A 13047-nucleotide genomic window follows, 5' to 3' on the forward strand; every position below is an offset into this window, starting at 1 on the left:
TTCCTGAGTAAACTTTAGTAAAGCATCTTAATGCCCTTAATTTCTTAATGGTGAAAATGATGTAAAATGGATGATGGAGATTAAATATCAATTACCAATTATAACCATCAGGGAAACTTTTCTGCGTTTATCGGCCTAATCTGCGGGAAACATAATAGAAGATGGCATAGCAATAACCAAAACTTAACTTTTCAATCCATCTTTAAATAGGAAAGGTTACCACCATTGGTGATAACCCTTTTTTGATCTTTTAACTAACCAAAGCTAATAGATCTGTTTTAAATAAGTAGGTGTGTTTAATAGACAAACAACCTATTACTTTGTTTTAGAATTTTTTTATTTTTTTGATATCGACGTGTTTTTCGCTAGTTATATAGTTAGATGAGCATATCATATTTTTTACATAATGATTTAAAAACACCATTATTTTATTGATTAGTACAATAGCCGACGTGGTAGAACGACCTACTTTTGAACCAAAATACCTTCCGAAGTAAAATAGATTATGATACAGATAGCCATCATCAGTGATATACATGCCAACCTTATTGCTTTAGAAAAAGTTTTGGATGATATTGATCAGAGAGGGATTACGGATATCTATTGCCTGGGCGATCTGGTCGATTTTGCGCCATGGGGAAACGAAGTAATCGCAGTAATGAAGAAAAGGAATATTCCCACTCTTTTAGGAAACCATGATGAACGTATAGGTTTTAACCAGCCTATTATTCCATTGCCCCATCACGATGTAGAAGAAACCTTTCAGCGTAACCTGGCCATTACTTTTAGTAAAAAAACAATCACTGCAGCTAATAAAACATGGCTATCCCAACGGCCGTACCAGTTAATGCTTTCTTTTAAAACCGGTAATGGCATAAAAAATATATTGTTGGTGCATGCCAGCCCGAGAAGTAACGATGAATATATTTATGAAGCCCACGCTGGCGAAGAATTATTAAAAATGCTGCCTGATCAACCTGTTGATGCGCTTGTAATGGGGCATACGCATGCTTCATACATCAAATATCAGAAAGATGTGCTTTTGGTTAATTGTGGATCAGTAGGCAGGAGCAGGGAAGACGACCGAAAAGCTAGCTATTGTATACTAAGTATTGATACCGATATAAAAGCTGAGATTATAAAATTAGATTACGATATAGAAAGTTTAGCTCAGGCCATATACGAAAGTGAAATCCCCGATTTTTATGCCGATTTTTTGCTTTGTAAGTGTTAAACAACATTGAATATGCATATAGAATAGCTCTTTTGTAAGGTGTATTTAAGTGCGGTGTAAAATGGAAAAAAAAAGTGTTTTAACAGGATAGTTATTTACTCAATGATGATCTTGCCTCCTTGTTTCTGATCCTGCTTAAGGTTTCGCTGCGCATACCCAGATAACTGGCCAGACAGCTCAATGGGATCCGATCGATTTTTGTAGATTTTGCGCTCGCAAACCGCTGGTAACGTCGTGCGGCATTGGGGATCCTTGCCAAAATAGAACGTTCTGAAGCTGCGTAATATTGAAAGGCCAGTACTTTTCTGCCGATTATATTTGCTTCGGGGTAGAGGGAGTAAACCGAATCGATCAGGCTGAATGGAATACAGATTACTTCTGAATCTTCCAATGCCTGCAGATACTCGATAGAATGGTGAGAAATATTATTTGGATGGTGTATGGCGCCGATGGTTTCATTCCCAAAACTAAATCTGGTGGTAATATCCTTACCATTATCTTTTATAAATCCCCTTACCAAACCGCTTACTACAAAATATAACGATAAATTATGATCGATGGGAGAAAGGATAAATTTATTCTTTTTTATAAAAAGCTGCTTACAATGTGATACATGGTCGGCTATAAAACCATTTGATAAAGGATGGAATTGTTCAAAATACTTAATAAGTGGCAGCAGGTAGTGGTTTTCGGTGAACTGGGACATTTGAACTTGGTATATGTTTGGTATTTTTACACATATACGAAGTATTCCTAAAAGGGGTTTTTGGTTTTTTGAAAAAAAATACTGCAGCTTATATTTTTTTTGCCTCGGTCGGGTAATGCAAAAAAAATAGCCCTGTGTTATTGCAGAGGGCTATTTTTCCGGTAAATAGTAGTCGCGTTAAATTGCGCCGTCTACTTTAACCATTTTATGTACGGCAGTTTGTACTTTAAGTGCATCTGCTTCAACCGTTTTTCTGATTGCTGCATCAAAAGAAGCCGCAAATTCGGTACTGATATTAATCTGATCCTTTTCATTCAATACCGTTAATACAAAGGCATTGCTTCCAAATTTAAACCCGCTTTTTATTGTGTTTACGTCTTTTTCATAGATTTTCAAAAATTCGTAACTGTTACTGATCTGATCAAAACAATCCCTCACAGCCTGAAAAACCAGGTGTGTTTCTATGGTAAGTCCGTTAATAATCACGGTTACCGAGGTAAGGTCGTTTAGTTCAGGAAGAAGGTCTTCGCTGTAAATAATGTCTTTTGGATCTGCGATTACAACAATTTCCTGATCTGGATTTTCACCTTCACGCTGGGTTAACTGTATAGTGGCATTTCCGTCTTTTAGGGTAACGGTATTTGCCGAAGTGTTTTCGATTTTAATATCGCTAATGGTATCTTTAATGATACCTACAACTAGGTCGAGCGCTTTTGATTGGGTACTGTTCATTATGGTAATTTTTTGCAAAGTTAAGGCTTGCCCGCAGTGCTGTGTAATTATTCTATAAATAAATACAGTATTTGCTGCTAAGTGTTTTATTTTTAAAGGGTTATTTTTTTTGTCAACAGGTATATACCACTTAACGGTTAATTAAATGCCGGAGATAAAGTTGCGGATTATCCAGGAATGATTTGGTTAAGCTAAAGTGTTCCGTATCCCCGTAAGTAGTTTCGGATATGCCATCTTCATCAAATTGGTATATGTCTGCTCCCGGATAACAGATCAATATAGGCGAGTGGGTAGCAATGATAAACTGTGCCCTGCCACTTTGTTCCAATTGGTTAATAACCGATATAAAGGCTAAAATCCTGGCAGGGGATAGTGCTGCCTCAGGCTCATCGAGGATATAGATTCCTGATTCGAACTGATTATTGAAAAGCGATAAGAAAGATTCGCCATGCGATTGCTCATGAAGCGAACGTCCACCATAAGCCTCTAAAATACGGCTGTCTTCCAATGCCAGTTCATCAATATAGCTGGCGAAATTGAAAAAGTTTTCTGCCCGCATAAAAAATCCGTCGTTTATCCTTCTTGGGGTCCACGATAATTCTAAAATCTCTGTTAGCGGCGATTCATAACCTTCAAATCGGTATCCTGTATTTAAATTGTGATTGCGGTTTCCTCCGTTTAAACTAAATCCGCATTTTTCTGCAATTCCTTCGAGCAGAGTCGATTTACCGGATCCGTTTTCGCCTACAAAAAACGTTACATTGTTTTTTAACCTGAGCTGTAAACCATCACGCAAACTTGGAATTTGTGAAGTATAAATGCCACCCCGCAATGGAGGTAACGATATCTGTGATAAAAAAGGCATTGCTTTGGAGTTACGCTTTCTGTTTTTTTTAAACAAAGATAATCAAATGATGAAGAAATACGCTGGTTTATATCCAATGCAAAATTGTCCCGTTTTATTTTAAATGCATTTCCATAACCTGTCTATTTCAACTTAACAATTTACCGTTTCCCCGCTTAATATGCCCGTTTAACTTAAAAATGCTGTGTGCAGGCCCGTATTCAGGGTAGTTTTGGTCAACAAATAAAAAACGAATCAAATGAAAATGAACAAAACACACAGGGGATTTTTAGCCGCTACGGCGATTGCAGCTGCAATTATTTTTAGTGCAGCACCGGGCTTTGCACAAAATAAACCAGACAAAAATGGTGATGAAAAAATCAGGCCTTTTCATATCAGGGTGAGCGATACAGCAGTGAACGATCTCCGTAAACGTATTCTGGCAACCAGATGGCCCGGTAAAGAAACCGTAAGCGATCAGAGCCAGGGTGTAAAACTCCAGCAGATCCAGAAACTGGTAAGTTATTGGGGCACAGGTTATGATTGGCGTAAAGCTGAAGCGAAATTAAATGCACTACCACAGTTTGTAACCAATATCGATGGACTTGATATCCAGTTTGTGCACATCAAATCAAAACATCCCAATGCCCTTCCGATTATTATTACCCACGGATGGCCGGGTTCCGTTTTTGAACTCATTAAACTGGTTGGCCCTTTAACCGATCCTACTGCTTTTGGTGGTAAAGCCGGGGATGCATTTGATATCGTGCTGCCTTCTATGCCGGGTTATGGCTTTTCCGGAAAACCAACGGGTACCGGATGGGATGCAGATCATATTGCAAAAGCATGGGACGTGCTGATGAAACGCCTCGGTTATAAAAACTATGTATCGCAGGGGGGCGATTGGGGATCGGTAGTGGCTGATAAAATGGCAATGCAAAAACCCGAAGGACTATTGGGCATCCATGTAAATATGCCTGCCACAGTTCCCGTTGATGTCGCAAAAGCACTCAATAATGGAGAAGTTGCCCCTGCAGGGCTTTCGACCAAAGAAAAAGAAGCTTTCGAATCGCTCAATTACCTATACAAAAAGGGAGGCGGTTATGCTGCAATGATGGTAACCCGTCCGCAAACATTGGGCTATGGCTTATCCGATTCACCTGTTGGGCTTGCATCGTTCTTTTTGGATAAATTTAACGAATGGACATATAGTGGCGGCCACGCAGAGCAATCGTTAACCCCAGATGAGATGCTTGATGATATTTCACTTTACTGGTTAACCAATACTGCGGCATCTTCTGCACAGTTATACTGGGAAAACAATGCCAATAATTTTAATGCGGTTGATATTGCTATCCCGGCTGCAATAACTGTTTTTCCGGGCGAAATTTACAGGGCACCAAAAAGCTGGGCAGAAAAAAGTTACCACAACCTGATCTATTTCAACGAAGTGAAAAAAGGAGGCCATTTTGCAGCATGGGAAGAACCCCAGTTGTTCGCCGAAGAGCTGCGTGCGGCTTTTAAATCCTTACGCTAACACTATTTTTAATATAGAAAAGAACCTAAATCTAGTATTTAGGTTTTTTTCGTTCTTTTACCAGTGCCCTGAAATTGCCATGGCCATATTGCAAAATGGTATCGCCCGCTTGATCCTGATCGATGGATTTAAATTCAATTTTTCCAAACAAACTGTCGCCAATTTCATAGCTTTCCTTGTTTAAGTTTAACTTTTGATAGATGATCTTTTGATTTGGCGCAGTTTCTCCTTCAATAACCAGATCTGTAAGCATATAGGCTTCGGTATTAAATTTTTTGTTTACATATTTAATGAGCAGGCCGTGTCCTCCGAAAGGGCCGTTAATGCCAATATTGATCAGTAAAGTATCAGATCCTGAATAATATGCCCTGCAATTGTTGAATGTTGTTCCCAAAGTATCCGGTTTTTCGTGTATACCAAGGCTCGAGTAAGATACATTGCTGGTACGTTTCGATTTATCGTGTTTTTCGTAAAAAGAAAACACTTCTCCTTTTTGGTCAAGTTCGTGGTAAATGATGTTTTTTGGCAAGCCAGGATCGAGACAGGCATTGTCCCATTGATCCGAATCTGTTTTATTTTGACAGCCGGATAAGAAAAGAGCCACTGCAATACAGAGCAATTGAAAAAGTTTATTCATTGAGCGTTAACAGGTTTTAGGTTGCATTCGATTGGCAGCGCGCTGTACATGTCCGCTAATCTTATTGCATGATGTTGAACCGAACACTATTCCATAAACCCGATCTGCCAGAGATTGATTATCCGGTTAGAAATCCAATGTCAAAATCATTATAATAACGCTGCCGAAGTGTGTAAAGTATTTTCGGGAGATATTTCTTGTTTGAGGTAATCCAAAAATACATTGTAATAATCTGGTTTAACGTTCGTAAAACAATCAACTATCACTCAATTTACATACTTTTACAGATATGTTATTTGATCTCCATCTGACCGAATTTGAAATGATCTGTGCTATATTTTTTAGCTTGGTAATAATGATGGTTGGCCTTTTACGCTTTGTAGACCGGATGAAGTTAGCCAAAAGTGGATTAAAAACGCAGGCTACTGTAACCGCTGTAAACCAAATGATGAGGGGTAATAAAACAAGCTACACTATAAGTTTATTTTTCGTAACCCCTGACGGTAGAAGAATTGATGTAACTGACGACGACAGAACACCCATTCTATTGCACCGTGTTGGTGATCAGATAGATATCATGTATAATCAAAACAGTCCCGAAGAAATTGTAATAATTTCTAAAGGAATGGCCGTTGTTGAATTTTTATTGATGATCACCGGAATGGGCGGACTGCTATACTTTTTATATCTGTTTTTGGTTCAGCCGAACTAAATCTGATAATTATCCCGATAGATCCCTTAACTGCGTTGCACCTTGCTCGGTGGTGTATCCGGAGAAGTTTATCTTCTTCAGCTTTTTCTATAAATCTTCGGGCTAAATTCTGCGTTAAATCTGTTCCAAAAACAATTTTTTCAATTAATTTAAAAATAGCCCGGAACAAGGAAATGTAATTTTTAGGGCAAAAAAATATATTTCTTCATCAAAAAGCGATCACTTTTTGATGAATTGGTTGGTAATATGGTCCGGATTTTCTCTTTGTTGCTGAAAATCAGCTTTTTTCTTATTGAAAGTCGGTTTTTAGAAAAGAAACATGAATTTCAACTTCATTTAAACTTCATAAATCTGTATTTATTTCGCTATCGAATTAAATCGTTGAGTAACCATCATTTATTGAAATTCTTAAGCCTTCGCAACGCGGTTGCATATTGCTTATGTCGTAAAAAATGCTGCTCAGCCAAACTAATTAGAGAAAAAAAATAAATCAGATTTAACCATTCAACAAAAAAAAATGAAAAGAGTTGTAATATGCCTTGGCCTTAGTGCTATGCTTTACGTAACGGCTTGTACCTCGAAAAAAGAAGAAAAAGAAGAAGTAGCTACTTATGCGGTAACCACAGCGCTAAGAATGGATACTTCCTTTACTAAAGAATATGTTTCGCAGATCAAATCTGTACGCAACATCGAAGTTAGGGCACAGGAAAAGGGCTATCTCCAAAATATTTATGTAGATGAAGGTCAGCATGTAAAAGCTGGTCAATTGCTATTTAAAATTATGCCGAAAGCTGCACAGTCCGAATTGTTAAAAGCACAGGCTGAAACCAAATCGGCAGAAATTGAGCTTGAAAACACCAAATTGCTTTCCGATAAGAATATTGTTTCCAAAAATGAACTGGCTATGGCCAAGGCAAAACTGCAATCGGCAAATGCCGAAACCTCTTTGGCCAAATTCCACCTTTCTAATACCGAGATCAGGGCGCCATTTGATGGCACCATCGACCGTATTCCCTTAAAACTGGGTAGTTTGGTTGATGAAGGTGCTTTATTGACCAGCTTATCAGATAACAGTCAGGTTTTTGCTTATTTCAACGTATCAGAACCCGAATATTTAAACTATCAGAGTGCCGCAAAAGCAAAAGGACAGCAGGAAGTAAGTTTATTGCTGGCCAATAACGAATTACTTAAATCGAAAGGTAAGGTTGAGGTGATCGAAAGTGAATTTGATAACGAAACGGGAAATATCGCTTTCAGGGCGAGGTTCAATAACTCCGATAACCTGCTTAGAAACGGCGAAACGGGTAAAATACAGATGGTTGTTCCATTAAAAAATGCCATTGTTATTCCACAGAAAGCAACTTACGATATCCAGGATAAAACCTATGTTTTCGTAATCGATAAAAATAATAAAGTACACTCGAGGGCTATTACCATTGCCGGCGAATTACCGGATTTATACATCATCGGCGACGGTATTACTGTTGAAGATAAAATCTTGCTCGAAGGTGTGCAGAAGGTTAAGGATGATGATAAAATCGCCTTCAAATTCCAGCAGCCTCAGGATGTGATGAAACAATTGAGATTGAAAACAGAATAATCTAAACCCTCCATACTTATTTTATGTTTAGTAAATTCATACAAAGGCCCGTCCTTTCTATCGTAATATCGCTTATTATTGTGTTCCTTGGGGTGCTGGCCATCAGCTATCTTCCGGTTACACAGTTCCCCTCAATTTCTCCGCCCAAGGTAAATATTACGGCTGAGTACCCGGGGGCAAACAACGAATTGTTAATTAAATCGGTGGTTATTCCGCTCGAACGTGCGCTAAACGGTGTACCGGGCATGAAATATATTGCTTCTGATGCCGGTAACGATGGTGAAGCATCAATCCAGGTGGTATTTAACCTTGGTACCGATCCCAATCAGGCTTCGCTTAACGTACAAAACCGTGTAGCTGCCGTAACCAATAAACTTCCTCCTTTGGTGGTTCGCGAAGGGGTTAAAATCACACGCGAGGAATCGAACATGTTGATGTATATCAACTTGTACAGTAAAGACCCAAAAATGAACCAGAACTTCCTGTATAACTATGCCGATATCAACCTGCTTTCGGAGCTTAAAAGGGTAGATGGGGTAGGTTTTGCCGATATTTTGGGTGATAGGGATTACGCCATGCGTATCTGGTTAAAACCCGATCGCATGCAGGCTTATAAAATCTCGGTTGATGAAGTAATGAAAGCCCTTGATGAGCAGAGTTTAGAGGCATCACCAGGTAAAACAGGTGAAAGTTCGGGTAAACGTTCGCAGGCTTTCGAATATGTGTTAAAATATTCAGGCCGTTTCAATACAAAAGAAGGTTATGAAAATATCGTGGTAAGGGCAACACCCAATGGCGAATTACTCCGCTTAAAAGATGTTGCTGATGTAGATTTTAGTGCATCTGCATATAACCTGTACTCTACCTTAAATGGAAAGGCATCAGCAGCTATCGTTTTAAAACAATCTTATGGTAGTAACGCCAGTCAGGTTATTAAAGACGTTAAAGCAAAAATGGCCGAAATTAAAGCGGCTTCATTTCCAAAAGGTTTAGATTATGAGATCAGTTACGACGTTTCCAAATTCCTTGATGCATCTATCGAAAAAGTAATCCACACACTTGTAGAAGCTTTTATCCTGGTAGGTTTAGTGGTATTCCTGTTCCTTGGCGATTGGCGTTCAACGCTTATTCCTGCCATTGCGGTACCCGTATCATTAATCGGAACATTTGTATTTATGCAGTTTTTTGGTATTACGCTTAACTTAATTACATTGTTTGCATTGGTGCTCGCCATTGGGGTAGTAGTAGATGATGCGATTGTGGTAATTGAGGCTGTGCATGCCAAGATGGAACACGACAGGCATCTTTCGGTATTAAAGGCTACACAACAGGCCATGAAAGAGATTGGTGGAGCAATTATCGCCATTACTTTCTTAATGGCATCGGTATTTATTCCGGTAGCATTTATGTCTGGGCCAGTTGGTATTTTTTACCGTCAGTTCTCCATTACCATGGCAACGGCAATTATCCTTTCGGGTATTGTGGCTTTAACGCTTACGCCGGCATTGTGTGCCATTATGCTTAAAAATAATCATGGTACTGCGAAAAAGAAAAAATTGATCGACCGTTTTCTGGATGGTTTCAATAACGGTTTTGCCAAACTTTCGGGCAAATACGAGTTGGTATTGAGCAAAGTGGTAAGCCGCAGGATTTTAACCTTTGGTGTACTGGTGGCCTTTTGTTTAGGTGTTTGGGCATTGAGCGGAAGTGTTCCTTCGGGCTTTATCCCTAACGAAGATCAGGGGATGGTTTATGCCATTATCCAAACGCCTCCGGGATCTACTTTGGAGCGTACCGACCAGATTGCAGAGAAACTGCAGAAAATGTGCGAGGATATTGATGGTGTAAAATCAGTTTCATCATTGGCCGGATACGAAATCCTTACCGAAGGTACAGGATCGAACTCTGGTACCTGTTTAATTAACCTGAAAGATTGGAGCGAGCGTAAACATTCGGCTGTAGAGATTATCGAGGAGCTTGAAGAAAAATCTAAATCTATCCCTGGTGCAACCATCGAGTTTTTCCAGCCACCGGCAGTTCCGGGTTATGGTGCAGCGGGCGGTTTCGAACTTCGTTTATTGGATAAAGCGGGAAGTGGCGATTACAAAAAAATGGAAACTGTTGCCAACGATTTTGTGCGCGAATTGAATAAACGTAAAGAGCTTTCATCTGTATTTACTTTCTACAGCGCCAGTTTCCCTCAGTATATGCTGGATGTGGATAACGACATTGCACAGCAAAAAGGCGTAAGTATCGATAATGCGATGAACACGCTATCTACTTTTGTGGGTAGTAACTACGAAACCAGCTTTATCAAGTACGACCGTCAATATAAGGTAATTGTGCAGGCTTTGCCCCAATACAGGGCTTTGCCAGAGGATATCTTAAAGCTATCGGTTAAAAACGACCGCGATGAGATGGTGCCTTTCTCAGCCTTTATCAAAATGCGTAAAGTATACGGTTTATCGGAAATTACCCGTCACAATATGTACAATGCTTCGGAGATCAGCGGACAATCGGCTCCGGGTTATAGCTCTGGTGAGGCCATTAAAGCGATTACAGAAGTGGCTAAGAAAACATTGCCAAGGGGCTTCGGTATCGATTGGGCCGGTATTTCTAAAGATGAGGTATCGAGGGGCAACGAAGCCATTTATATCTTCCTGATCTGTTTAGGCTTCGTTTACCTGGTTCTTGCAGCGCAGTACGAAAGTTTTATTTTACCGCTTTCGGTAATTCTTTCTTTACCGGCGGGTATTTTTGGAGCTTTCCTTTTCCTTAAATTATTAGGCTTGGAGAATAATATTTATGCGCAGGTAGCCATGGTAATGTTAATCGGTTTACTCGGTAAAAATGCCGTGCTGATTGTGGAGTTTGCCACGCAGCGCCACAGCCAGGGTGCTACCGTATTTAAGGCAGCGATGGAAGGTGCAAGCGTGCGTTTCCGCCCGATTTTAATGACCTCTTTTGCGTTTATTGCAGGTTTGATCCCATTAATGATTGCAACCGGTCCAGGTAAAATCGGTAACCGTACCATTGGTTCGGCTGCTGCCGGAGGTATGCTTTTCGGTACCATTTTCGGGGTAATTGTAATCCCAGGACTGTATTATATCTTCGGAACAATTGCAGCAAAACACAAGCTGATCAAAATTGAAGAAGAACATCCATTAACTGAAGAAATTGAGAATAATGTTTAAGAATAATCTTTATAAAGGCCTTGGCTTGGTGTTAATATGCGCAGCATATACCGCCTGTAAGTTACCGGAAGTAGCTCAACGGACCGAAAATAAAAATGTACCTGCTACCTTTAACGGTTCGCAGGATACAGTAAGCACAGCCAGTGTTAAATGGCGTAATTTTTTTACCGATCCAAATCTGATCAACCTGATTGATACGGCATTAAAAAACAACCAGGAGCTTAATATCACGCTTCAGGATATCGAGATTGCCAAAAACGAAATCAAGGCCAAAAAAGGAGAACTTTTGCCCAGTGTGAGTTATGGTATTGGCGCCGGATTGGATAAAGTTGGCCGTTACACCAGTTCGGGTGCGGGCGATGCCTCTACAGAAATTACGCCAGGTAAAGGTGTACCCGAAATATTGCCCGATTATCAATTTGGCTTACAGGCCAATTGGGAAGCAGATATCTGGCATAAACTGCGTAATTCGAAAAAAGCAGCCATTAACCACTACCTGTCTACAATAGAAGGTAAGAATTTTGTAATCACCAATTTAATTGCTGAAGTAGCCAATTCTTATTATGAGCTTTTGGCTTCTGATAACCAGTTGGAAACGGTGAAGAAAACAATCGAACTGCAAAGCAATGCATTGGAGTTGATGAAAATCCAGAAACAGGCTACAAGGGTTAACGAACTTGCTGTGCGTAAATTCGAAGCAGAGGTACTGAGCTCGAAAAGTTTAGAGTTTGATATTCAGCAGGATATTACCGAAACCGAGAATAAAATTAATTTTTTATTAGGCCGATTCCCCCAACCTATTATAAGGGATAAATCGAGCTTTACCGATCTGGTACCTGCAACCGTGCAGACAGGTTTACCGGCCCAATTGTTGGCCAACCGTCCGGATATTAAACAGGCGGAGTACGAACTTGCAGCAGCGAAATTAGATGTTAAAGTGGCCAAAGCACAGTTTTATCCTTCGTTGGGTATTTCTGCCAGCATAGGTTATCAGGCATTTAATCCTTCTTATCTGTTAAGAACACCCGAATCTTTGATTTACTCGTTAGCAGGAGATCTGGCCGGACCACTGATCAATAGAAATGCCATAAAAGCAGAATACTCATCAGCAAATGCGAAACAACTGCAGGCTGTTTTTGATTATGAAAAAACCATTTTAAATGGTTATATTGAAGTAGCCAATCAGCTATCTAAAATCAGCAACCTGCAAAAAAGTTACGACTTGAAATCAAAACAGGTAACAGCGCTTACACAATCAATCGATATTTCGAACGATTTGTTTAAGGCAGCAAGGGCTGATTATTTTGAGGTATTGATGACCCAACGTGATGCTTTACAATCAAAATTAGAACTTATTGAAACCAAAAAACAACAATTAAACGCTGTTGTAGATATTTATCACGCACTTGGTGGCGGATGGAACTAGGTAACAATAGGTTCTGGATTAACCACAAACCCTTTTAAGTAAATTATCCTTATAATTCTATTAGGCTGCTCCAAACCGGGGCAGCCTTTTTTATTCCCCTCTTTTAGAGGGGTGTCCGTTAGGACGGGGTGTTATTTACTGTTCTAGCCTTAGCGTTTTGCATCGTCCGCGTTTGTAACGCGGATGATCGAGATTCACATTTTTAATGTGAAACCTTGCTAACGCTCGTTTCTAACGAGCGTTGAATAGTTTGTCGTTTACAAACGATAAAATCGTTTAGTTATCTATGCACTCGTTTGGAAACGAGCGCAAACTAAGCGCGGAAAATTCCCCAGCGATCCTTGCTAACGCTCGTTTCTAACGAGCGTTGAATAGTTTGTCGTTTACAAACGATAAAATCGTCTAGTTATTTATGCACTCGTTTG

At 39.7% G+C, this 13047-nt stretch carries 10 protein-coding genes; 6 read left to right on the forward strand and 4 right to left on the reverse strand.

Annotated features, from left to right (window positions below):
- Positions 1 to 505: 505 nt before the first annotated feature.
- Positions 506 to 1234 carry a metallophosphoesterase family protein gene (locus tag B2V92_RS00285; RefSeq protein ID WP_293303766.1) on the forward strand — a complete coding sequence of 243 codons (729 nt, stop codon included), beginning with the start codon at positions 506 to 508 and terminating at the stop codon, positions 1232 to 1234.
- A gap of 91 nt (positions 1235 to 1325) precedes the next feature.
- Here the strand turns inward: B2V92_RS00285 and B2V92_RS00290 are convergent, their stop codons facing one another.
- The 3 genes from B2V92_RS00290 to B2V92_RS00300 all read right to left on the reverse strand — a co-directional run bounded on the left by B2V92_RS00290 (position 1326) and on the right by B2V92_RS00300 (position 3537).
- Positions 1326 to 1940 carry a Crp/Fnr family transcriptional regulator gene (locus B2V92_RS00290; protein ID WP_293303768.1) on the reverse strand — a complete coding sequence of 205 codons (615 nt, stop codon included), beginning with the start codon at positions 1938 to 1940 and terminating at the stop codon, positions 1326 to 1328.
- Between the two features lie 177 nt (positions 1941 to 2117).
- Complete coding sequence (locus tag B2V92_RS00295; protein ID WP_293303769.1) at positions 2118 to 2672, reverse strand: hypothetical protein; 555 nt, start codon at positions 2670 to 2672, stop codon at positions 2118 to 2120.
- A gap of 130 nt (positions 2673 to 2802) precedes the next feature.
- Complete coding sequence (locus tag B2V92_RS00300) at positions 2803 to 3537, reverse strand: AAA family ATPase (protein WP_293303770.1); 735 nt, start codon at positions 3535 to 3537, stop codon at positions 2803 to 2805.
- Between the two features lie 244 nt (positions 3538 to 3781).
- On the opposite strand from B2V92_RS00300, the gene B2V92_RS00305 reads away from it, so the two are divergent.
- Complete coding sequence (locus tag B2V92_RS00305; RefSeq protein ID WP_293303771.1) at positions 3782 to 5053, forward strand: epoxide hydrolase family protein; 1272 nt, start codon at positions 3782 to 3784, stop codon at positions 5051 to 5053.
- Between the two features lie 31 nt (positions 5054 to 5084).
- On the opposite strand, the gene B2V92_RS00310 is transcribed toward B2V92_RS00305, so the two are convergent.
- Entirely contained in the window at positions 5085 to 5690 is a 606-nt protein-coding gene (locus tag B2V92_RS00310) for a hypothetical protein (RefSeq protein WP_293303772.1), read from the reverse strand.
- A gap of 355 nt (positions 5691 to 6045) precedes the next feature.
- On the opposite strand from B2V92_RS00310, the gene B2V92_RS00315 reads away from it, so the two are divergent.
- The 4 genes from B2V92_RS00315 (at position 6046) to B2V92_RS00330 (ending at position 12622) form a co-directional block, all read left to right on the forward strand.
- The gene (locus B2V92_RS00315) at positions 6046 to 6402 is read left to right on the forward strand and encodes a DUF3592 domain-containing protein (RefSeq protein WP_422662143.1); all 357 of its coding nucleotides are present in this window, start codon (positions 6046 to 6048) and stop codon (positions 6400 to 6402) included.
- A gap of 517 nt (positions 6403 to 6919) precedes the next feature.
- The gene (locus B2V92_RS00320) at positions 6920 to 8002 is read left to right on the forward strand and encodes an efflux RND transporter periplasmic adaptor subunit (protein WP_293303773.1); all 1083 of its coding nucleotides are present in this window, start codon (positions 6920 to 6922) and stop codon (positions 8000 to 8002) included.
- A gap of 23 nt (positions 8003 to 8025) precedes the next feature.
- Positions 8026 to 11196 carry an efflux RND transporter permease subunit gene (locus B2V92_RS00325; protein ID WP_293303774.1) on the forward strand — a complete coding sequence of 1057 codons (3171 nt, stop codon included), beginning with the start codon at positions 8026 to 8028 and terminating at the stop codon, positions 11194 to 11196.
- The gene (locus B2V92_RS00330) at positions 11189 to 12622 is read left to right on the forward strand and encodes a TolC family protein (RefSeq protein WP_293303775.1); all 1434 of its coding nucleotides are present in this window, start codon (positions 11189 to 11191) and stop codon (positions 12620 to 12622) included. Before B2V92_RS00325 ends, B2V92_RS00330 begins: the two co-directional genes overlap by 8 nt.
- Positions 12623 to 13047 lie beyond the last annotated feature (425 nt).

Source organism: Pedobacter sp. UBA5917 (assembly GCF_002432345.1).
GTDB lineage: Bacteria > Bacteroidota > Bacteroidia > Sphingobacteriales > Sphingobacteriaceae > Pedobacter.

What these genes read in the sequence shown, in the direction of transcription:
- B2V92_RS00285 (WP_293303766.1), top strand. Translation starts at nt 506, where the DNA reads ATGATACAGATAGCCATCATCAGTGATATACATGCCAACCTTATTGCT.
- B2V92_RS00290 (WP_293303768.1), bottom strand. Translation starts at nt 1,940, where the DNA reads ATGTCCCAGTTCACCGAAAACCACTACCTGCTGCCACTTATTAAGTAT.
- B2V92_RS00295 (WP_293303769.1), bottom strand. Translation starts at nt 2,672, where the DNA reads ATGAACAGTACCCAATCAAAAGCGCTCGACCTAGTTGTAGGTATCATT.
- B2V92_RS00300 (WP_293303770.1), bottom strand. Translation starts at nt 3,537, where the DNA reads ATGCCTTTTTTATCACAGATATCGTTACCTCCATTGCGGGGTGGCATT.
- B2V92_RS00305 (WP_293303771.1), top strand. Translation starts at nt 3,782, where the DNA reads ATGAACAAAACACACAGGGGATTTTTAGCCGCTACGGCGATTGCAGCT.
- B2V92_RS00310 (WP_293303772.1), bottom strand. Translation starts at nt 5,690, where the DNA reads ATGAATAAACTTTTTCAATTGCTCTGTATTGCAGTGGCTCTTTTCTTA.
- B2V92_RS00315 (WP_422662143.1), top strand. Translation starts at nt 6,046, where the DNA reads ATGATGGTTGGCCTTTTACGCTTTGTAGACCGGATGAAGTTAGCCAAA.
- B2V92_RS00320 (WP_293303773.1), top strand. Translation starts at nt 6,920, where the DNA reads ATGAAAAGAGTTGTAATATGCCTTGGCCTTAGTGCTATGCTTTACGTA.
- B2V92_RS00325 (WP_293303774.1), top strand. Translation starts at nt 8,026, where the DNA reads ATGTTTAGTAAATTCATACAAAGGCCCGTCCTTTCTATCGTAATATCG.
- B2V92_RS00330 (WP_293303775.1), top strand. Translation starts at nt 11,189, where the DNA reads ATGTTTAAGAATAATCTTTATAAAGGCCTTGGCTTGGTGTTAATATGC.